This window comes from Halomonas icarae (assembly GCF_009901955.1).
Classification (GTDB): Bacteria; Pseudomonadota; Gammaproteobacteria; order Pseudomonadales; family Halomonadaceae; genus Halomonas; species Halomonas icarae.
In genome coordinates, this window is sequence record NZ_WUTS01000001.1 from 1,194,090 (window position 1) to 1,213,565 (window position 19,476).

Consider the following 19,476-nt stretch of genomic DNA (forward strand, 5'->3'; position numbering starts at 1 on the left):
GTGCATCACGCTCATTGTACGTCAAATTGTACAATGAGTGTAGATAGAGATAAGGATCATGGCACCACCACGATGGGCACCGGGATCCTGGCCAGCAGCTCGGCATCCTGCTCAAGCAGAAGGATCAGGCGTTCACGCGTCATGGCCAGCGCCCCACGCCGCGCCTGGCCCAGAAACGCCTCGAGGGCTGGCGCCTCCATGCTGGCGAGCTCCTCGCGCCCCACGAACAGTGGATGCCACCGCACCGCCTCCCGGGGCGTCTCCCCCCAGGGCAGCGCCGGCGCCTCGCCGCGGAAGTAGCGCAGCGGGCCGGGCGTCGGCGGATGACGCTCATCCCAGATCACCACCGTGCAGGGAGCCTCGAGAACAAGACGCCGGCTGGTGGAGCCCAGGCGGCTACCCCAGCGCGCCGAGAGTCCGGCCTTGCCCAGGAACAGCACATCGCCCGGCGCGGCCTCGGCCAGGGCCTCGCTTGCCACCTGCCCGCGGCTGACCTGCAGGCGATGACGCAGCGCCCTGCCCGCCGCGGCCCGCTCCAGCGCCCGCGCCACTCGGCGCTCCTGGTGCAACAGGCTCGACTCCAGTCGCTCCAGGCTGAGGGGGCGCACCACCCCGCTGCTCGCGCCAATCTCGCGCGAAAAGGGGAAGCCGGCACACTGCAGCAGGTTCTGGTCCTCCACATACAGCGCCACCAGTTCCGCACTCACCTGTTCGGCCAGCAGCACCGCCGCCTCGAGGGCCGCCACTCCCTGGCGCGAGTCATCCAGCAGCGTCAGTACCCGAAGCATCTCGACACTCAGCGCCACCGCTGATGGGTTCTCGGGGTCAGGCGTCATCGTCACTCTCCATCTCCCCCTCCTCGCCATCGCCGGTGGCCTTCTGGTCATTGCCATGCCCTTCCGGGCCGGCCTTGACCGCCGCCTGGAAGGCCGCCAGGCGCGCCTGCACACGACCATTGAGGCTCGCCTCGGGGAAGTTGCCCTCCCCATCGGCCTCTCCCGGGGTCTCACCGGTCAACAGCTCCAGGGCCTCATCCACATGGCGCACCGCATAGACGCGGAACTTGCCCGCCGCCATCGCCTCGCGCACCTCGGCCTTGAGCATCAGGTGCTCGACATTGCTGGCCGGCAGGATCACCGCCTGACCGGCAAGCTCGCCCCGGGCGCGACAGATATCGAAGAAGCCCTCGATCTTCTCGTTGACGCCCCCCACCGCCTGCACCTCGCCGTGCTGATTGATCGAGCCGGTGACCGCGAACGCCTGATCGAGCCCCACCCGAGTGATGGCCGAGACCAGCGCGCACACCTCCGCCACCGAGGCGCTGTCCCCCTCGACCCCACCGTAGGACTGCTCGAAGGCGAGGCTCGCCGACAGCGACAGGGTCGACTCCCGGGCATAGCGGCCGGCCAGGTAGCGCGACAGGATCATCACCGCCTTGGAGTGGATGCGCCCGCCCAGGCGCGCCTCGCGCTCGATATCCACCACCTGGCCACTGCCGGGCCTGGCCGTGGCGGTAATCCGGGTCGGTTGACCGAAGGCGACATCGCCCACCGCCAGTACCGACAGCCCATTGACCTGCCCCACCACCCGCCCCTCGGTGGCGATCATCAGGGTGCCGCGGACGATCTGCTCCTGGCTGCGTTCGCGGATGCGCCCGGCGCGCCACAACTGCTGGGCCACCGCCTTCTCCACATGCGGCCGTGTGATCGTGCGGGCCCCTTCCACGCTCGCCCAGTACCCCGCCTCCAGCAGCAGATCCTGCAGGTCGCGATGCCTCGCCGTGAGCCGCTGCTGATCGTCGGCCAGCCGGCCGGCGCGCTCGATGGTCGCCGCCACCCCGCTGCGGTCGAGCGGTGCCAGCTCCGCCTCCCGGGCCAGGGTGGCGATCATCCGCGCATAGAGCAGCAGGTTCTCCTCGTTGCGCTCCAGCTCATCCTCGAGATCGACCTGCACCTTGAACAGCTCCAGGAACTCGGGGTCGTGTTCACACAGCAGGTAGTAGAGCAGGCGCTCGCCGAGCAGCACGATCTTGACGTCCAGCGGTATCGGCTGGGGCTCCAGGCTAACGGTGCTGATCAACCCATAGGCCTGCTCCAGCGACTCGGTGCGGATCTCACCGGCCTGCAGCACCCGTTTGAGGGTCTCCCAGGCCCCGGGCTGACTCAGCAGGCCGCGAACATCCAGCACCAGATATCCCCCGTTGGCATGATGCAGCGCCCCGGGGCGAATCAGCGAGAAATCGGTCAGCAGCGTGCCGTTATGCACGTGATGCTCGATACGCCCCACCAGATGCTGGTGCCCCGGCAGGTCCTGATAGATCACCGGCGCCCCTTCGGTATCGGCATTATCCACCAGCAGATTGATATAGCAGCGACTGAAGATCGCCTCCGGGGGAATCTCCGGCTCATCGGCCACAAACGTCTCGGCGTGCTCCAGTATCGCTTCACGAATCATCCCGAGATGATCGATGATGCCCTGTTGCGTCTGGTAGCGCTCCTCGAGCTCCGCCAGCGGCGCGCCGATGGCCGCCTGCAGCACCTCCTCGTTGAGCTGCTGAATCTGCTCGCGCAGCTCCTTGGCCAGCTTCGGCATGCGGCGGATCGCCTGGGTGAGCTTGCGCTGCAGGATCTCCACCGTATGCTCGAGGCGCTCGCGCTCCTCCTTGGGCAACGCCTCGTACTCCTGTGGCGACACCATCTCGTCGCTATCGCCCTGGGCCGGCGCGAAGGTGAAGCCATTGGGCGTCGATAACAGCAGGATGCCCTGCTCGCGCGCCTCGCGGCGCACCTGTTCGATGGCATCACGCTGGCGCTCGCCCATCGCCTGCTTCAACTCCTGCAGACGATTCTGGTACTCGTCCCGCTCGAACACCGCCGGAATCGCACCGCGCAGCTCATCGACCAGCGCCTCGATATCGCGACGCAGCTGCCGTCCCAACCCCGATGGCAGCTCGAGATAGAGCGGCGTGGCGGGATCCTCGAAGTTGTAGAGATAGCACCAATCCGGCGGCGAGGCTTCATCACGCGAGCGCCGCATCAGATAGCGCTCCACCAGATCGTGCTTGCCGTGCCCCGGCTGACCGAGCACGAAGAGGTTGAAACCCTCGCGGCGAATGTCCGTGCCGAAGGCCAGCGCCTGGCTGGCCCGAACATGCCCCGCGAGCAGATCCAGTGGCTCGAGCTCGCTGGTGAGTTCGAAATGGAACCCCTCCTCCGGACACGCCTGAAACACCTCTGCTGCGCCAAGCGGCTCGACCATTACGCTCTTCTCCTTCTGCATCATCCCTGGCGACGACTGCTACTACTACCATGGAGCAGTAGGACGCGGGCCGCCAGCTCCCGGAGCAAGAATGGTAGACTCCCTGGCCAAACCACATACTGATCGCTGTTTCGAGACAGGAGACACCGCATGGCGTTGATCATCGGCCTGACCGGCGGGATCGCCTCGGGCAAGTCCACCGTGGCCCGCGCCTTCGCGGCGCTGGGGGCGCCCTGGGTCGACGCCGACGATATCGCCCGGGAGGTGGTCGAGCCCGGTGAGCCGGCCCTGGCCGAGATCGCCGAACGCTTTGGCGCCGGGGTGCTCAACGGCGACGGCACCCTGAACCGCCGCGCCCTGCGCGAGATCGTCTTCGCCGACGAGCGCGAGCGCCGCTGGCTGGAGTCCGCCACCCATCCCCGCATCCGGGAGCGACTGGTCGAGCATCTGGCGCGTATCCACGCCTCCGGCGCTCCCTATGGCCTGCTCGTCTCGCCGCTGCTGTTTGAGTCTGGCCAAAGTGAGATGGTTGACCGAACGCTGGTGATCGATGTACCCGAAGCATTGCAGATCGAGCGCACCGCCGCCCGGGATGAGGTCGATGCCGACCAGGCCCGCGCCATCGTCGCCGCCCAGATGCCCCGCCGCGAACGCCTGGCCCGCGCCGACGACGTGCTGGATAATGGCGGCAGCGAAGCCGCGATGCGCCGTCGGGTCAGTGAACTCGACCGCTATTATCGCGAGCTGGTGGCTTAGTCCTCTAGGAGCCCAAAAGGAGCCCAAAAGGAGCCCAAAAGGAGCCCAAAAGGAGCCCAAAGTCATGATTCATCGAAGACTGACGTGAAACCTGTAGGCAGGGGGAATTGTGGGAGGCCGGGTTTCCCGGGCGATGGCGCCGACAGGCGCCCGACACCCTGTGGGAGGCCGGGTTTCCCGGGCGATGGCGCCGACAGGCGCCCGTTAGCCTTGTTGCATTCTTCTGGCCCATCCGGGGAGGCCGTTGGCCTCCATTCGCCCGGCAGAGCCGGCCTCCCACAATATACTCCAGCCTCCCACAATATACTCCAGCCTCCCACGATGAATCCCGGCCTTCGATGAACCCGGGCCTCCCCATACTCACTGCCGAACGGATTCACGCCAGTTTGCGATGAACCAAAGTTATTCGCCCTACGGAGCCCCCATGAGCCAATCACAACGCCCCCTGGAAGTCGCCTGCCCCCAGTGCCGCAAGAAGGTCGAGTGGCGCGAGGAGAACCCCTACCGCCCCTTCTGCAGCGAGCGCTGCCGGCTGATCGATCTCGGCGCGTGGGCCGATGGCAGCCACCGCATCGCCGGTGAGCCGGCCATGGACGAGACCGAGATCGACGAGATGATCCTGCGCGCCGAGCGCGGCTTCCAGGACGAACCATGACCACGCCCTCCTCCCAGCGCCCCGAGTACCGCCTGCTTGCCGAGCTGGAGGCGGCCTTCGACGCCCTGGTCGAGACCACCGCCGCGGTGGCCGAGGCTTATGCCCGCGCCCCGGGGGCCTGCTGGATCTTCGGCGAGCCCGAGCCGGTCGATGGCGAAAGGGCCGCGGCCTGGCTGCGCGAGGCGCTGCAGGATGTCTGGTATCAGGATGGCCAGGACGGTCGTGCCACCCGCGCCTATATCGGCCTGGTGGCGGCCAGCGAGGGTGTGATGGAGGCCGTGGCGGCGGCCAATGCCGCCAAGGCGGCGTTCGCCGCCCTGACCGCCAAAATACGCGACCAGGCGCCGTCATTGATTCCCGAGGCCAAGGCGGTGCTGCCCTTCCGCCACCCGGCCCTGCACGACCACCTGCGCGGCGAGGGGCTGGCCCGGGTCCACCTCAAGCAGTGCTGGCGGGCCATTCCGGCAAGCGAGGCGCCGCTGGCGCGGGTGCGCCTGGCCTGGTACTCGAGCGGGCGTTCGATCAAGAAGCTGACGGTGCAGGAGGCCGAGCAGAAGCTGCTCACCTTCGACAGCGAGGCGCCGCATATCCGCATCCAGCTGCGCCGGCTCGCCGGCATTCCCAGCGGCGAGCCCCTCGCCCAGGTGCAGCGCCAGGCCCCGCTGATGCGCGCCAACCTCTTCTATCTCGAGCCGCTGGAGGATGGCCGCACCCGGCGTGCCATGAACGTCGCCCTGCCGCTGTTCATGCCCTCCGCCGATGGCCGGCTACCCGACCACAACCTGCCGCCCCTGCGGCCTCCCGAGACCCGCACCCGCGCCCGCCGGCGCGACGAGAAGCTCGAGGATGAGCCCTTCCTGCCTAGCCTGCGGGTGTTTCGCTATCGCTGAGGAGAGCATGGAGACCTGTTAAAAGCCTCGCAACAGGTCTAATATGGAGATCATACCGGCACAGGAGGTCCCACCATGCCTCACCATATCCTGGCAACGACCACCGCCAGCATCTCAGAACTGAAGAAAAACCCCATGGCCACCGTGGCAGCCGGAGAGGGCTTCCCGGTCGCCGTGTTGAACCGCAACGAACCCGCCTTCTACTGCATTCCTGCCGACGTCTACGAGGAACTGCTCGAGAAGCTGGAGGACGCCGAGCTCAACCGCATCGCCGACCAGCGTCACGACCAGCCGGAGATCACGGTGACACTGGATGAGCTATGAGCTGCGCTTTCGCACCGAGGCGCTGAAGGAGTGGCACAAACTTGACGGCAGCGTACGCGAGCAGTTCAAGAAAAAGCTCCAGTCCATCATCGAATCACCGGCTATTCCCGCATCACGCCTGTCGGGCAGTCAGAACCGCTACAAGATCAAGTTGCGCAGCGCGGGCTTCCGGCTCGTGTATGAAGTACGTGACCGCGAACTGGTCGTGCTGGTCATCGCCGTGGGCAAGCGGGATCGAAACAGCGTCTTTCGCAAGGCCGCCAAGCGGCCATAGCGCTACCCCGCGAGGGCACCTTTCTTCCTGCCATCCCCCTCTTCCGGCCATTCCCCTCTTCCCGATCCACGAACTGCCCCCCAACACTTGCCTGCCATCGCCACAATAAGTCACCCATAACCTCACAGCCGCTGCTCGACACGCTCGAGTATCTGTCGGCTCACGCGGTTGACCAGCGGCGTGGCGGCCTTGTTCACCGCCCTCTCCAATAGCTTGCTGCGCAGGGTGTAGGTCAGGGTCAGGCTGACCTCGGTGCCCCCCTCCACCGGGCGCAGGCGGTAACGCCCCCGGTTCTCCACCCCATCCAGCGACTCCCAGGCCAGCGCCTCCGGCGCGCGGCGCTCGGTGATCGCCACATCGAAGTGCCAGTCGCGCCCCACCGCATGCACATGCCAGCGGAAGCGGTCATCGCCCAGCGGTTCGATGCTGTGGATCAGATCGGAGTAGTCGGCGAAGTCCTCAACGCGCTCCAGCAGCGCGAAGACTCGCTCCGGCGCCGCCGCGAGAATCGCACGGTGCTCGATGGTGGCCATGGCATGCTCCCTGCTACACGGTTCAACGAAACAAACGAAGGCCTCGAGTATCGCAGCTCCCTCAGGGGTTTTGGAAATCCACGCCCAATGTCACCTCCAGCTGATGGCCCGCCTGTGCCGCCCAGGCCAGCAGCGAGTCGCGCAGCGCCTGCTGGGCGTGGCGCTCGCCATGCACCAGCCGGATATGGCGCGGCGGGCGACGCATGCGCCGCACGAAGTTCAGCAGATCATGCGCATCGGCATGGGCCGAGTAGCCGGAGACCGTCTCCACCCGGGCGCGAATATCGATGCGCTCGCCATCGAGCGCCACCCAGCCACCCCGGGGGCCGTAGCGCTGGATATCGCGCCCCGGTGTGCCGGCGCCCTGGTAGCCGGTAAACAGCACGCAGTGGCGTGGGTCCCCCAGCATGCGCTTGAGGTAGTTGACCACCCGCCCACCACTGACCATGCCGCTGGCCGCGATCACCACCGCCGGGCGATGGCTATCGTCCAGATAGGCCACCGTACGCTCGTGCTCTTCATGTGAGCTAACGGTATAAAGGTTCTCGAAGCTGAGCGGATGGCGCCCGGCGCGCAGCCGGGCGTGGGCCTCGGCGTCCCACCAGGGCCTGAGCTCGCGATACACCTCGGTAAAGCGCGCCGCCAGGGGCGAATCGACGATGATCTCCAGTTCGCGCCAGCGCCGGCTGCCGGTCCAGTGGATCAACGTCTCCATCTCGTAGAGCAGCTCCTGGGTGCGGCCGATGCTGAAGGCCGGAATCACCACCGTGCCGGCGTTGGTCAGCGCCCGGTCGATGGCCGCCTTGAGTCTGCCGCGGCGCTGGCGGCGATCCTCGTGACACCGATCGCCGTAGGTGCTCTCCAGCACCAGGGCATCGCAGCCCCAGGGCGCCCGCGGCGCCGGCAGCAGCGGCGCATAGGGCGCGCCTAGATCGCCGGAGAAGATGATGCGCTCAACCGCCCCGCTTTCACGGTCGAGAACATCCACCTCCACATAGCTGGAACCGAGGATATGCCCCGCCTGCTGCAGCTTGACCCGCACCCGGTGGCGGGCATCGTCCACCAGGGTGTGCCACTCGCGGTAGGCCAACGGCACCAGCCGCCCCTCCACCTCGCTCAGGAAACGCTCGATCAATGCACGATCGCGGGTGAAGCCGATCTTCAGCGCATCCTCGATCACCAGCGGCAGCAGCCGTGCGGTGGGCACGGAACAGAGGATCGGCCCCGAGTACCCCGCCGCCAGCAGATAGGGCAGTCGGCCGATATGGTCGATATGCACATGGGTCACCACCAGCGCCAACAGGTCATCGACGGGGAACCTTACCTTGAGCTGCTCGAAGCTATCGAGGTGGTCGGCATCCTGGCCCTGGAACAGGCCGCAGTCGACCAGTAGCGCGCGATCCTCACTGATCTGCAGACGATGGCAGCTGCCGGTGACCCCGCTGGCGCCGCCGTGATGGAGTATCCGTGGTGAACCGATCGATGGCGAGTACATGAAAATGGCCTCCCTGCCCGTCCTCCGATGCCCTCAGTGTAGGCGAGGGTGGCTATGGGGCCAGTGCCGCCAGCCTGCCGGTGACCTGCCAGGGCATCAATCGCGTGGTCGGCACTCGGTATCGGGGGCCTCCTGGGGCCTCCTGATGCCTCCTCGCCAAAAGAAGGCGCCCGTTCGCACACTAACGGGTCTCAGGAATGTAGATGAAACCATCTATCACCAATCAGTCCGAATAGCTTACCGACTCCATCCACCCGGGCATCTTCCAGCCGGATTGGCTGCCGCGCCCCGCTCCCCAGAAGGTCTCGATATCCAGCTCCCCGAAGGCATCTGGATTCAGTTGTTTGAGCTCCCGGATGGCCGCCACGATATTGGTCGCGTTATACCACACCGTTCCAGAGTTGCCGCCGCCTGCAAGCTTAATGGTGTGATTTGGCAGGCTCGCCCAGCTACCGTCGTCCAGAACCTTGACGTTGGCCACCACGGCGGCCCCCAGCACCCGGGAGTTGCCACGAATGTCCAGCTTCCCGCTCAAGTCGATATAGAGGCCATTGAACGACTTCTGACCTCTCAGTCGATCATCGTTCTCGCCTGCGCCTGGGGGCACGATGCGGATATTGGTGCAGAGTCCGCCGGAGACGCCATTGCCATTGCCATTGCCGCCGCCATTGCCGTTGCCATTGCCATTGCCGCCGCCATTGCCGTTGCCATTGCCGTTGCCGTTGCCATTGCCATTGCCGCCGCCATTGCCGTTATTGCCATTTTTTCCGTTGTTTCGGTTTTTTCCATTGCCATTGCTGGAGGCTCTGGCGAGAAAGAGATCGCTGGTGGACCCGGAAGGATCGGCACTAACGCCTTCCATCGTACCTCCCTGACAGGCTTCATAGATATCCCGCAGCAGGGCAATGGTCGCGTTTACCCCGTCGCGACCCGGCGTGGCGGCGGTGATTACCTCGGAGGGAACGCCATCAACGACCTTGGCGACCTGATTCCCCATCGAAGCAATCAGGTTGGTCTTGTCGCGGCTTCTGTAGCCACTCCTGTCGATCTCGTTTGCCGCGATCAGCGCCTGAAAGTAGGCACTGTGAGAGGCGTCAGTGAGGTGGTCGAAATAGATCGCTTGACCATTGACACCCCCGCCCAGCCGAGAATTCGCGGACGTCGGCCATTGGATGGAGGCATCCTTGTCGATGCCGCCGATGAAATTGGTGGTAGCCAGCCCTTGGCTGACGGATTCCAGCCGCACAGTGGCCGGGTACATGGCCGGTGCGTCCGCACTGCCGCTAAGGCCTAGCACGGCTACCTCGACCCCACTGACGCCCTGACACATGGCCAGCAGCGCAGAGGAAGCCTGACCAGCCGCATTGTTGAACGTCAGGTCCACGTGCTGCTTGTCATTGGCCCACAGCGCCCTCCGCTTCGCCGCATCGTCACAAGAGGGTAATGGCATGACCGCAGCGTCCCTGGCCAGTGCAAGATCGAGAGAGGAGTCCTCCAGCGCCGGCCAATCCTTGGCCCGCTGCGCCTTGTCGGCGGCAACGTAGCCGCTCAGCATGGCCACACCGCTCTCCGCGGCCATCTGAGCCTGGATGGTGGCACGATAATTTCCCGCCAGCCGCTCCTGCAGCAGCGACGACTGAAAGCTGGATATCGCCAGCATGGAAGAGACCACCATGATGGCCAGCACAACCAACAAAGCCGCACCGCGTTCGACTCGGCGGCCCTTCCCTGTCATCCCCCCTGCCACTTCCCCTGTCATTTCCCCTTGCTCTACCCTTCGCTCGCTGCCGATTTCCATTGCGTCTCTCGTGACTCGGTTATCTCGATCCCCCCCTGGAAAACGTGCATAAACCGCCTGTCCCGGTAGTGGGGCCATGTTACTCATACATGAATGCTGCGCATGATATTATGTATTCTCACTCGATATCATTATTCCTCGTCACATAAGCCTCAGGAGCAGCGCTAGGTATAGGTGCCACGCGAAGACCGTCAGGCAGGAGTGCCATTGCCCCCAAGCCTCCTTTCGGCACAACCAGGGCACAAGGGCGAATCGAGACCCTCCTCAAGTCACTGATGCAGGTCCCCTCTTTCGCCATGCAAAGCCGAATTCACCTGGTTCTTTGCAGCTCATCAGGCCTTGATAAAGAAAAGCCTGATTAAGCAACGCAACGATACAAAAATTCAACAATAACGGCACCATGAACACAGAGACTTACACAACACCAGGCATCTGGCGCGGAGTGACAGCCCAGCCAATGCTGCGCCTACTGAGTACTGCTTCTTCCCCCGACGTGCCTGCCAATCATCCGGAGAAAAGGCTCACCCGACGGCAGATATATGCATGATATTGGCTCCATTGGTCTTGGTTCTCTCTTCCACTGAAGGCACGCCATAATCAAGCGCTGGTGGCACAGAGACCCCGTTCACTGCTGGGTGATCAAGCGGGTCGACGAAAACACGCGGCATCTCTGACGGCCGCTGTTTGATTCAGGCTAAGGCGATGGGGGGCTGACCGATTAGCCCGGGCACGCCACTCTGTTCCGGCCGCTGATTCCCCAGGCGGCAGGTCCGGCGCAAGCTGTCTACGCTGTGTAAATACGCCTTGTAAAGAAGTGTCAACGCGGAGAGTCGCGATGCGCCCTAACCGGTATGGAATTCTGACGACAGCGCTTGCCAGCCTGCTGCTGGCCGCCGGCAGCGTGCAGGCCGCGGAGGTGGTGCTGGTCAACGGCGCGACCCAGGGCCAGGGCACGCTGCGCTCGCGCAGCGGGGAGTGCTTCGCCATCACGCCGCAGCATGTGATGGGGCTGGGAGGGGTGGGGCTGACCGTCACCAACGCCGAGCGTGTCCGGGCGCCGGCGCAGCATCTCGGCGACTACGGTGACGATATCGCCCTGCTGCGTGTCGACGCCAGGGGGCGCATGACCTGCGGCGCCACCTGGCCGCGCAGCGAGCCGCTTGACGAGCTCCTCGAGGAAGCGGTGCGCCTGGGCCGCCAGGGCACGCTGCTGCGCGTGCGCCCCACCGGCGGTGTCGAGTCCCATGCGGTGCGCTTCACCGCCCTCGAGCCACGCCATGTGGAGGTCGTCCTGATCACACACAACAGCGAGGCCTTCCAGGGCATCAGCGGCTCCCGCCTGCTGCTCGAGGGTCGCCCGGTGGGCATGGTGCTGGAAACCCTTCAGGACACCATTCGTGTCTATCGCCAGGACGCCTTGAATCGCCGCCTCGAGGCGTTCTTCGCCGGTGGCATCGGGCCGATCCCCGCCGGCGACCTCCCCCTGGAGCCTCGCCAGGGGCGCGTGGTGGTAACGACCCGGACCACGGTCCGTGAGTCGCCCACCCCGTTTGCCAGGGCGATCCGCCGCCTGGAGATCGGCCAGAGCATCGAACTGCTGGGCAAGGTGAAGGGACGCCCCTGGTGGCAGACCGCCGAGGGCTATGTGCGGGTCGCCCATACCGCGCCCCCCTAGCCGAGCCATGCCGTCGTATCGACCATCCCCACAAGGAAACTCCCTATGCCCACCAAGCCCCTTGCCACGCGATTGCCGCGCCTGAGCTCTCTCGCCCCCCAGGCCTTGGCACTGGCCTTGCCCCTGGTCTTGGCCCTGACGGGCGGCGTCGCCCCCGCCCTGGCCTTCGACCAGAATCGCTTCGAGGCCGCCCAGGAGCGCGCCGCCCTGCTCGACCAGGTGCGCAACCTGCTGGCCGACGAGAGCGCCTCGGTGCGACTCGCCGTCTTCGAGGAGGTGATGAAGGATGACGACCCCGTGCTGCGCAGCATGGCGCTGGAGGCCGCCTTCAGCGGTGACGACGAACGGCTGCATACCGCCGGCCTTCGCCAGCTGCTCAAGGAGCGCGACTTCCTGGCCGTGGAGCTGATCGAGCCCATGGACCCCAGTCAGCCCCAGGCCTACACCTACAACATCTGGCGCGAACTGATGCTGACGGACCTGAGCATCGACACCGACACGGATCAGGTAAGCGGCAAGTTCAACAGCGCCAACAGCGGGGGCCGCTTCACCGGCCAGCTGACGCGCGGTGGCTGGCGCCTGCAGCTGAAAAGCGGCCACTACAATTGCCATCTGACGCTTTCCGAGCTTGGCGGCGTCGACCTGATGGGCTCGCTCAACTGCGCCATAACCGGATACACCGTCAATGACGACTATGCCGGCGGCAACCGCGCCGCCCTGCCCTTCAGGATCCGGCTCTCATGAACCGCTCGAGCGTTGGACGCATCCTGATCTGTGGCGGAGTGATGCTGGCTGGGGCGATGCTAGGCGGGGCGATGCTCGGCGGCCTTATCCACTCTTCCCCCGTGCGTGCCCAACCGAGCGCCCCGCAAGAGAGCCTGGCGCTGACGGCCACGATCCTGAACGAGGGGTATGAGCCCGCTGTCGATGTCTCCGGTACCACGCTCAAGGGGGTGATGGTGGAGCCCAGCGGCCACCCCGACGGCCAGGCCGAACACCAGCACCTCTATCTCTGGCTGCCCCGTCAGCTGGAGGTACACGACAAGCGCCTCTGCCTCTCGCTCAACTCCCGGGACGGTCAATACGTCAGCCAGCTGGAGGTGCCGCTGGAGAGCGGCCCGGCGCTCAGTTCGCCGCTCGAGGCCGATACCGTGCTGCGTGCCGACTTCACCACGACCAAGCCCGAGTACTACACCCGCTACGCCGACACGCCCCCGCCCCACCGCCTGGCGGTGCTCGCCGAGCTCAAGGCCGACTGCAACCCCGCCACGCCACGCGATGCCGTGGTGGTGGCCGGATGGCAGCCCTACGCGGCACCGCCCGAGACGCTAAGCGTTCTGGTCAATGCCGGCCGGCTGGAGGCGCTGCTGGCGGTATGGCTGGAGAACAACCTCGGCAACCAGCAGCAGCAGGGTATCCGCTGTGTCCCCATCGAGGCCGCGTCGCGCATCGCCTACGACACCGCCTGTGAGCTTCGTTTGAGCAGCCTCCACAAGTATGGCCGACTGCTTCTCGACGACCCGGGCAGGCTGCCCTCGATTATCCTGCGCCGCGGCGGCAGCGTGGCGGCGGCGGTACCGCTGGAACTCGGGCTATGAGAGGGGCGCGCTCTACCAGACGCGGTGGGCGCGGTCTTTCATCTGCCTTGCTGGGCAACCAGCTGGCCGATCGCCCCATCGGCCAGATCCTGCTGGCCCTGGCCGCCACCCTGGCCGCCCTGCCGCTGATCCTGCAGCTGCTCACCTGGTCACTCGAGCGCCCCTACGCCTTCTATATCAACGCCAACAGCGAAACCCTGCGGTTGACCACCCAGGAGAACGCCGCGGCCAGCTGGTTTATCGCGAATGCCGTGATACGAGAGCGCGCCGAGACCCTGCCCGACCCAACGGCCCCGATACTCCTTGGCAATTCCCAGGAGGAGCAGCCACAAACCGCGGCCGCGGTACCGGCTCCCTTTCGCGGCTGCCTGGAGATCGGCCCCCACGCCGAGGTGACCCTGCATCGCCAGGGTAACGGCACACTGATGATCAGCGTCGAGGGGCTGCCGATCGAGCGGCGCCAGGCGACGCCCGCCGTGGTGCTGCGCCCGCTGATGACTCTTCCGGATGGCAGCCCCGGTACCCAGTGTGCTCACTCCCACGCCCAGGGCATGCAGGCGCTGCAACGGATTACCCTGGAAGCGACCATCGGCGAGCAGCCACTCAACGGCACCCTGCGAGGGCGTGGCAGGATCGGGGGGGATCCCTACTTCAGCACCCTGGCCCAGTCGCCGCCGCTGCTGCGTGGCGGCGAGGTGATCGCCATGGGGCGCCGGCTGTTCTCGGAGCGTGCCTATACGCTGATGGAGGCACCACTGCATCTCGGCGATACGCTAAGCGTTCTCGACTCCGAGAACCAGGAGGATGAGTCGGCGCTGGTCACCTGCCTTTTCTCCGTCGCGGGGGCCAACACGGAGCTCGGCGGCATCGAGCTCTCCTGCCATGCCAATGGCCAGGCCCTCTCCATCCTTCGCTATGGCGACCGCAGCCGAGACAGCCTGGCGCCACGCCCCTGGGACGTACTGATCAACGAACCCAGCATGCAGGTCGTGCTGCCCCTGGCGATCACCGGCCTGTTCGTGTTCGCCCTGCGGCTGCTGGATGGCTGCTACCCCGGGTTCTGCCGACGCCTTGGTCGTGTCCGCAAGGGCAACGAGGGCGACGAGAGATAAAAGAGCGAGCTGGCGCTGAACACATCTTTCGCGGAAGGCCCTGGCCAGCAACATTAGGTGCCCATCCATTCATACGTGGGCACCTATCCATGACATCTCCAAGCATCGAACGTGACATCCGTCGCCGACGCGCTGCACCGACAGCCCAGTGGGCTGCCAATATGATCAAACCAAATCCGCATAAATGGTACACAACCAGCAAAGATCTCAGTGTCCATAGCCGAGCACCCACGCTGGCAGTGTCAACGAGAGAGCGGGGATGAAGGTGGTGAGCAAAACTACCGGCAGGTAAGCGCCCAACAGCAGTATTAAGGTGGGCCTGAGCATGCGGCTTAGGCTACTGCCTCCGACCAATGCGCCGAAATAGAGTATCGGCGCCGTAGGTGGCGTGATCAATCCCATTCCGAGATTAGTGGCGATGATGGCGGCAAACTGCACCGGGTCAATTTCCAAGGCCTGTACCAGCGGCATCAGCATCGGTGTGGCCAGCAAAATGCCGCTAACATCCTCCATGAACATACCGATCAGCAGCAGGAATAGATTGAGCAGCAGCATCAGCAGCAACGGGTTCTCGGTGATGCCCAAAAAGCCCTCCAACACCATCTGGGGCACATTCTCCATGGTCAGCATGCGCGCCAACATAGCCGAGAAGAACACCAGTACCAAAAGCGTCCCCGCGGTTTGTCCGGCGCGCCATAGCACTCCGTGAAGCTCTGTGAAACGCAGTTCGCGGTAGTACCAGATACTGATGGGGATGGCGTACAACACGGCGATCGCCGCCGCCTCGGTGGGTGTAGTAACGCCGCCATAGATGCAGCCCAGAATGATCATTGGCATCGCTAGGCCCAACGCCGCGCGACGTGTTTGGCCGGCGATATCGCGTACCACTACCGGCAACGCGGCTTGCGCCGGCTTTTCCAGAGGCATGTGTCGGGTCAGCACGCGATTCCAGAAGCAGAACAGCATCACCAGCAGCACTCCGGGCAGCACTGGCGCCAGGAAAGATGCGGTGACCGAAGTGCCTGAAACCCAGCCGTAGATAATCATAGAGGCGCTGGGCGGAATCAGTAGCGCGAGCACCGCCGAAGTAGAGACCAACGCAGTTGCATAGCCCCGGTCGTATCCGCGCTCAACCATACGCGGAATCATAATCTTGCCCACCGCCGCTACCGCCGAGGACGCCATGCCTGAAATTGCCCCAAACACCGCGGTGGTCATAATCACCACCACCCCAAGCCCGCCGTGAAGGCGACCGAAGACGGCGTCGGCCAGCCCCACTAAGCGAGTGGCAATACCGCCCTGTCCCATCAGATTGCCGGCGATGATATACAGTGGCAACGCCACCAGGATTAATGAAGACATCTGACCAAAACCGGCACCGACCAAGAATGATGCGCTGCCAAAATCACCCACCAGAAACAGTAGTAACACCGCCGCCGCAAAGCATAAAGGTACCGGCACGCCGATTAGCAGCAACACCACCAACAGTAAAACATCAAACAATATAATGGCGTTCACGGAGCCTCCTTGCGCAACACCAGATGCCGCAGGTTATCTACACACTCCACCAACAGATAAAAGGTCATCAAACCAAGGCCCGCAGGGATACTCGCCTGCGTCAGCCATACCGGTACGCGCAGTTCGGTGCTGCGCATATTCATCTGCCAAGACCACTCCACCAACCCGAAGGCCCACCAAGTCATCCAGGCGCAAATGATTACCGCTAGCAGCGAGGCAAACCAGTGCACCCATCGCTTGGGGGTCTCGCCGATTGCTAGCACATCCACCAACGAGGCAGAGATATGCTCACGCTGCTCGGCACCCAGGGCAGACCCCAGGAAGTAGAACCACACAGCGAGGTAAAGAATCACCTCCTCGATGCCTAGAATAGAGGTTCGAAAAAGATAGCGACTGGCAATCTGTACCAAGATTGCCAGTGTCAGCAGTCCACCGGCGACGGTCACGATCCCGCGCAGCAGCTGCACCTTGACACGCCAGATAGCGTGCCAAGAAGAGAAATAGGGTAACGGCATGAGGCGTCTCCCGCAGGACCATGGGGCATTGGCCGCCCCAAGTGAGGCGGCCAATTTGATGAAGGCCTAGTCGGCGGCAACCGCAGCCTCGAGACGCTGCATGACCTCCTCGCCAAGCTCGTCGGCGATCTCCGGCCACACGTCCTGACGGACCACGTCGGCGAACTGTGTCAGCTCCTCATCAGAGAAGGTCACCACCGTAATCCCTGCCTCGCGCATGCTCTCAAGCTGCGCCTGATCAGCCGCCTGGACCTCCTCGAAGCGTTCCATGGTGATCTCCTGGGCTACATCGCGAACCACCTCTTGGTACTCCGGCGCCAGGCGGGTCAGCGACTGCTGATTAATTACGATCCAGGCAAGCTCAAGATGGTCGTTATACTGCACCCAGGTTTCGGTGATATCGGCGAAGTTGGCCATCGTCATCTCAGCGGTACCACCGATCTGCCCGTCGACCACGCCCGTCTGCATGGACGTGTAGAGCTCCGCCCAGGGCACGGTGGCGACCTCGAAGCCCAAACGTTCCATCATAGTCCTGTGTGTTGTGCCGCCCGGCCAAACACGAACGCGTAGCCCCTGCTCAGCATCGGGATCCTTGGGCGAAGGCACCTCGGCGGCGAAACCGGCGCCGCCCATGCCTGCCGGATACACTCCCAGCAAGGCCAGATTCTGCTCGTCGATCATGTCGCCGACGAGATCGGCAACATATCCATTGGCACTATAGGCTTCTCGAGCTTCAGCATAGGTGGGCGCCAAATAAGGGAACCAAGCGATGGCCATCTGGGGATTCACGTTGGTCGAGAGCGGCTGAATTGCCATGTCCACTGCTCCCTGCATCAGCTGGGCGTGCACTTCGGTCCAGTCACCGAGTTGACTGGCGGGGTAGACATCAATGGTGACCTCGCCCTCTGTGCGCTCGGCCACCCGCGCAGCCAGCTCCTCGGCGGCCTGGGTACCGGACTCATCCGGCGCGAACAGGGTCGAGAGACGCAGGCTGGTGGCGGCTTGAGCTCCGAGCGAGACGCCTCCAAGTGCCACAGCGAGAGCGAGTGGTAGCCAGCGAGAAGGGGATGTTGTCATGGTTATTATCCTCGTAAATGGATGGCAAGGTCTTGTATTTGACCTTGCCATTAACTTGTAATGCATTAATATTGTTTGTCAAGCCACATTGTATGGCTATTGTATTGCCATGAGGCCTCACGCACATGCCCAACACGCCGCCCCTGCAACGCCTGCTTGACGACTTGCATCTTGACCGCGATGGTGACACGCCACTCTATGAGCAGCTGGCCGAGTACCTGACCACGCGCATCGAGAAGGGCGCCCTTCCTCCCGGCACCCGCCTTCCCCCTCATCGTGACATCGCCAGTCAGCTGGAAATCAACATCACTACCGTGACCCGCGCCATCGCTGAGTTGAAAACCCATGCCTTAGTCGAGAGCCGCCCCGGACGCGGTACCCGGGTAGCAGCCATGGAGGCGCCCAATATTGACTTCCAGACAGCACCTAGCAACTGTGACGACGTAATCGACCTGAGCGTCAACCGGCCAGCGCTGGACCTCTATACCAAAACGCTGAGCGGTAGCCTTGCGACACTCGCCGACGATCCGCGATACACGGATATTCAGGACTACCAGCAACCGGTGGGACCAATATGGGCGCGAACAGCCTATGCACAATGGTGGCAGACGCAGGGGCTATCACTAGATCCGGCGCGACTGACGCTGATCGACGGCGCCCAGCACGGGCTGTCAATGATTCTGCGTAGCGTCACTCAACCCGGCGAGGAGATCCTGGCCGATAGCGTGACCTATCAGGGCATCAACGCCCTTTGCCACACCCTAGGCCGGACGCTGATTGGCGTAGACGGCGATGCACAAGGCATGTCGCCCGAACAACTCGAAGCGATCTGTCAGCGCCACACGCCGCGAGTCCTGTTCTTAGTGCCCTGTATGCACAATCCCACGACGCGCACCCTCTCGAAAGAGCGGCGCCAAGCCATCGTAGAGATCGCGCGTCGCCACGATCTTTTACTGATCGAGGATGACGTCTACCGCCCCCTGCAGCACAGCCCACCGCCGCCCCTGCTAGACATGGCTCCCGAACGTACCTTTCACGTAAGCGGTTTCTCCAAGTGTGTAGCCCCGGGGCTGCGCTTCGGTGCGATTGCTTCACCAGCCGACTATCACCATGACCTTGCCGCGGCCATGCGCATCGATTGCTGGAGCAGTTCACCGTTGACCGCGCTAATCGCCACCCGCCTGCTGGAAAGTGGGGACATGGCACGCATCATCGATGCCCAGCACGCCGAGCTGGTCGCCCGTCATACCATTCTTCTCGAGCGGTTGGGCAAACAATCACTGTGGAGCCAGCCCGGCGCTACTCACGCCTGGCTGCTGCTGCCCGAGCCCTGGCGCGGCACCGATTTCGTCACGGCAAGTGCCGAGCAGGGAGTTCGCCTACTGCCCGCTTCGGCATTCACCCTACGCAAGGTGGCCCCCCCGGCAGCCGTGCGCATCAACTTAGCCGCCGCGAGATCGCGTGACGCTCTAGCCGAGGCTCTGTCACGCCTCGATGCCCTGATGCGACGCGGGCACCACTACATGCACGACATAGCCTAATCCCTGTCAAGGAGAGACTCATGCGGTTCGACAACAGCAACAAAACGCCGCGCCACCACATCATCATAGGCGGTGGAGTCGTCGGCCTGGCCACGGCACTGACGCTACGCCTGTCCGGCAACGACGTGACCCTGCTAGAACGGGATACCCCTGGCCACGGCGCCTCGCTAGGTAACGCTGGCACATTTGCCACCTATGCCGTCAGCCCTCTTTCAACACCTTCGCTGCTGCGTCAAGCACCTTATTTACTGAGCGCACGCGACTCGCCTTTCCATCTACGCTGGCGGCATCTGCCACGACTGACGCCCTGGCTTCTGCGCTTCGTTACCGAGGCGCGTCCCGCCCGCGTACAGCACAATGTCGAACACCTCTCCTACCTGATTGAAGTGGTCCCCATCTTTCGGACCACCTGACAGGTTAGCTAAGCTCGGATCGGGTCATCATCGGCGTCAGGCCG

At 64.1% G+C, this 19,476-nt stretch carries 19 protein-coding genes; 11 read left to right on the forward strand and 8 right to left on the reverse strand.

The window, feature by feature from the left end; translation table 11 throughout:
- Window positions 1-56 precede the first annotated feature (56 nt).
- A complete protein-coding gene (locus tag GRB80_RS05615; protein WP_161422828.1) occupies window positions 57-836 on the reverse strand; it encodes a universal stress protein in 780 nt (259 codons plus the stop codon).
- Window positions 826-3,258, reverse strand: a complete 2,433-nt coding sequence (locus tag GRB80_RS05620; RefSeq protein WP_161422829.1) for a Lon protease family protein — start codon at window positions 3,256-3,258, stop codon at window positions 826-828. The genes GRB80_RS05615 and GRB80_RS05620 overlap by 11 nt, the downstream gene beginning before the upstream one ends.
- A gap of 156 nt (window positions 3,259-3,414) precedes the next feature.
- Here GRB80_RS05620 and coaE point away from each other — a divergent pair, with 156 nt between their 5' ends.
- The 5 genes from coaE (at window position 3,415) to GRB80_RS05645 (ending at window position 6,157) form a co-directional block, all read left to right on the forward strand.
- Entirely contained in the window at window positions 3,415-4,014 is a 600-nt protein-coding gene (coaE, locus tag GRB80_RS05625; RefSeq protein ID WP_161424244.1) for a dephospho-CoA kinase, read from the forward strand.
- 424 nt (window positions 4,015-4,438) lie between these two features.
- Complete coding sequence (gene yacG / locus GRB80_RS05630) at window positions 4,439-4,669, forward strand: DNA gyrase inhibitor YacG (protein ID WP_132045437.1); 231 nt, start codon at window positions 4,439-4,441, stop codon at window positions 4,667-4,669.
- Window positions 4,666-5,559, forward strand: a complete 894-nt coding sequence (locus GRB80_RS05635) for a DNA replication terminus site-binding protein (protein ID WP_161422830.1) — start codon at window positions 4,666-4,668, stop codon at window positions 5,557-5,559. Before yacG ends, GRB80_RS05635 begins: the two co-directional genes overlap by 4 nt.
- Window positions 5,560-5,634: 75 nt before the next feature.
- A complete protein-coding gene (locus GRB80_RS05640; protein ID WP_161422831.1) occupies window positions 5,635-5,883 on the forward strand; it encodes a type II toxin-antitoxin system Phd/YefM family antitoxin in 249 nt (82 codons plus the stop codon).
- Window positions 5,873-6,157, forward strand: coding sequence for a type II toxin-antitoxin system RelE family toxin (locus GRB80_RS05645; RefSeq protein ID WP_161422832.1), 285 nt, complete (start codon window positions 5,873-5,875; stop codon window positions 6,155-6,157). Before GRB80_RS05640 ends, GRB80_RS05645 begins: the two co-directional genes overlap by 11 nt.
- A gap of 122 nt (window positions 6,158-6,279) precedes the next feature.
- On the opposite strand, the gene GRB80_RS05650 is transcribed toward GRB80_RS05645, so the two are convergent.
- The 3 genes from GRB80_RS05650 to GRB80_RS05660 form a co-directional block, all read right to left on the reverse strand.
- Window positions 6,280-6,690, reverse strand: coding sequence for an SRPBCC family protein (locus tag GRB80_RS05650; RefSeq protein WP_132045433.1), 411 nt, complete (start codon window positions 6,688-6,690; stop codon window positions 6,280-6,282).
- A gap of 61 nt (window positions 6,691-6,751) precedes the next feature.
- On the reverse strand, window positions 6,752-8,185 hold the full coding sequence (locus GRB80_RS05655) for an MBL fold metallo-hydrolase RNA specificity domain-containing protein (protein ID WP_161422833.1): 1,434 nt from the start codon (window positions 8,183-8,185) through the stop codon (window positions 6,752-6,754).
- 223 nt (window positions 8,186-8,408) lie between these two features.
- The gene (locus GRB80_RS05660; RefSeq protein WP_161422834.1) at window positions 8,409-9,983 is read right to left on the reverse strand and encodes a pilus assembly PilX family protein; all 1,575 of its coding nucleotides are present in this window, start codon (window positions 9,981-9,983) and stop codon (window positions 8,409-8,411) included.
- Between the two features lie 835 nt (window positions 9,984-10,818).
- On the opposite strand from GRB80_RS05660, the gene GRB80_RS05665 reads away from it, so the two are divergent.
- Genes GRB80_RS05665 through GRB80_RS05680 form a run of 4 tightly spaced genes read left to right on the forward strand, consistent with a single transcriptional unit; the run spans window position 10,819 to window position 14,368 of the window.
- Window positions 10,819-11,658, forward strand: a complete 840-nt coding sequence (locus GRB80_RS05665; protein WP_161422835.1) for a hypothetical protein — start codon at window positions 10,819-10,821, stop codon at window positions 11,656-11,658.
- Window positions 11,659-11,703: 45 nt separating this feature from the next.
- Window positions 11,704-12,402 carry a hypothetical protein gene (locus GRB80_RS05670; RefSeq protein ID WP_161422836.1) on the forward strand — a complete coding sequence of 233 codons (699 nt, stop codon included), beginning with the start codon at window positions 11,704-11,706 and terminating at the stop codon, window positions 12,400-12,402.
- The gene (locus GRB80_RS05675; RefSeq protein ID WP_161422837.1) at window positions 12,399-13,256 is read left to right on the forward strand and encodes a hypothetical protein; all 858 of its coding nucleotides are present in this window, start codon (window positions 12,399-12,401) and stop codon (window positions 13,254-13,256) included. The genes GRB80_RS05670 and GRB80_RS05675 overlap by 4 nt, the downstream gene beginning before the upstream one ends.
- Window positions 13,257-13,303: 47 nt before the next feature.
- A complete protein-coding gene (locus GRB80_RS05680) occupies window positions 13,304-14,368 on the forward strand; it encodes a hypothetical protein (protein ID WP_161422838.1) in 1,065 nt (354 codons plus the stop codon).
- Window positions 14,369-14,575: 207 nt separating this feature from the next.
- On the opposite strand, the gene GRB80_RS05685 is transcribed toward GRB80_RS05680, so the two are convergent.
- From GRB80_RS05685 to dctP, 3 genes are all read right to left on the reverse strand, one after another.
- On the reverse strand, window positions 14,576-15,886 hold the full coding sequence (locus tag GRB80_RS05685; protein WP_161422839.1) for a TRAP transporter large permease: 1,311 nt from the start codon (window positions 15,884-15,886) through the stop codon (window positions 14,576-14,578).
- Entirely contained in the window at window positions 15,883-16,401 is a 519-nt protein-coding gene (locus GRB80_RS05690) for a TRAP transporter small permease (RefSeq protein ID WP_161422840.1), read from the reverse strand. The genes GRB80_RS05685 and GRB80_RS05690 overlap by 4 nt, the downstream gene beginning before the upstream one ends.
- Before the next feature lie 66 nt (window positions 16,402-16,467).
- Window positions 16,468-17,478 (reverse strand): TRAP transporter substrate-binding protein DctP, encoded by a 1,011-nt coding sequence (dctP, locus tag GRB80_RS05695; RefSeq protein WP_161422841.1) that lies wholly within the window; start codon window positions 17,476-17,478, stop codon window positions 16,468-16,470.
- A 125-nt stretch (window positions 17,479-17,603) separates the two neighbouring features.
- On the opposite strand from dctP, the gene GRB80_RS05700 reads away from it, so the two are divergent.
- On the forward strand, window positions 17,604-19,019 hold the full coding sequence (locus GRB80_RS05700) for an aminotransferase-like domain-containing protein (protein ID WP_202597168.1): 1,416 nt from the start codon (window positions 17,604-17,606) through the stop codon (window positions 19,017-19,019).
- A 20-nt stretch (window positions 19,020-19,039) separates the two neighbouring features.
- Window positions 19,040-19,432 carry an FAD-dependent oxidoreductase gene (locus GRB80_RS05705; protein ID WP_161422842.1) on the forward strand — a complete coding sequence of 131 codons (393 nt, stop codon included), beginning with the start codon at window positions 19,040-19,042 and terminating at the stop codon, window positions 19,430-19,432.
- Window positions 19,433-19,476 lie beyond the last annotated feature (44 nt).

What these genes read in the sequence shown, in the direction of transcription:
- GRB80_RS05665 (WP_161422835.1), top strand. Translation starts at nt 10,819, where the DNA reads ATGCGCCCTAACCGGTATGGAATTCTGACGACAGCGCTTGCCAGCCTG.
- GRB80_RS05640 (WP_161422831.1), top strand. Translation starts at nt 5,635, where the DNA reads ATGCCTCACCATATCCTGGCAACGACCACCGCCAGCATCTCAGAACTG.
- GRB80_RS05705 (WP_161422842.1), top strand. Translation starts at nt 19,040, where the DNA reads ATGCGGTTCGACAACAGCAACAAAACGCCGCGCCACCACATCATCATA.
- GRB80_RS05700 (WP_202597168.1), top strand. Translation starts at nt 17,604, where the DNA reads ATGCCCAACACGCCGCCCCTGCAACGCCTGCTTGACGACTTGCATCTT.
- GRB80_RS05620 (WP_161422829.1), bottom strand. Translation starts at nt 3,258, where the DNA reads ATGGTCGAGCCGCTTGGCGCAGCAGAGGTGTTTCAGGCGTGTCCGGAG.
- GRB80_RS05670 (WP_161422836.1), top strand. Translation starts at nt 11,704, where the DNA reads ATGCCCACCAAGCCCCTTGCCACGCGATTGCCGCGCCTGAGCTCTCTC.
- GRB80_RS05645 (WP_161422832.1), top strand. Translation starts at nt 5,873, where the DNA reads ATGAGCTATGAGCTGCGCTTTCGCACCGAGGCGCTGAAGGAGTGGCAC.
- GRB80_RS05675 (WP_161422837.1), top strand. Translation starts at nt 12,399, where the DNA reads ATGAACCGCTCGAGCGTTGGACGCATCCTGATCTGTGGCGGAGTGATG.
- GRB80_RS05690 (WP_161422840.1), bottom strand. Translation starts at nt 16,401, where the DNA reads ATGCCGTTACCCTATTTCTCTTCTTGGCACGCTATCTGGCGTGTCAAG.
- GRB80_RS05655 (WP_161422833.1), bottom strand. Translation starts at nt 8,185, where the DNA reads ATGTACTCGCCATCGATCGGTTCACCACGGATACTCCATCACGGCGGC.
- GRB80_RS05650 (WP_132045433.1), bottom strand. Translation starts at nt 6,690, where the DNA reads ATGGCCACCATCGAGCACCGTGCGATTCTCGCGGCGGCGCCGGAGCGA.
- dctP (WP_161422841.1), bottom strand. Translation starts at nt 17,478, where the DNA reads ATGACAACATCCCCTTCTCGCTGGCTACCACTCGCTCTCGCTGTGGCA.
- yacG (WP_132045437.1), top strand. Translation starts at nt 4,439, where the DNA reads ATGAGCCAATCACAACGCCCCCTGGAAGTCGCCTGCCCCCAGTGCCGC.
- GRB80_RS05635 (WP_161422830.1), top strand. Translation starts at nt 4,666, where the DNA reads ATGACCACGCCCTCCTCCCAGCGCCCCGAGTACCGCCTGCTTGCCGAG.
- GRB80_RS05660 (WP_161422834.1), bottom strand. Translation starts at nt 9,983, where the DNA reads ATGGAAATCGGCAGCGAGCGAAGGGTAGAGCAAGGGGAAATGACAGGG.
- GRB80_RS05615 (WP_161422828.1), bottom strand. Translation starts at nt 836, where the DNA reads ATGACGCCTGACCCCGAGAACCCATCAGCGGTGGCGCTGAGTGTCGAG.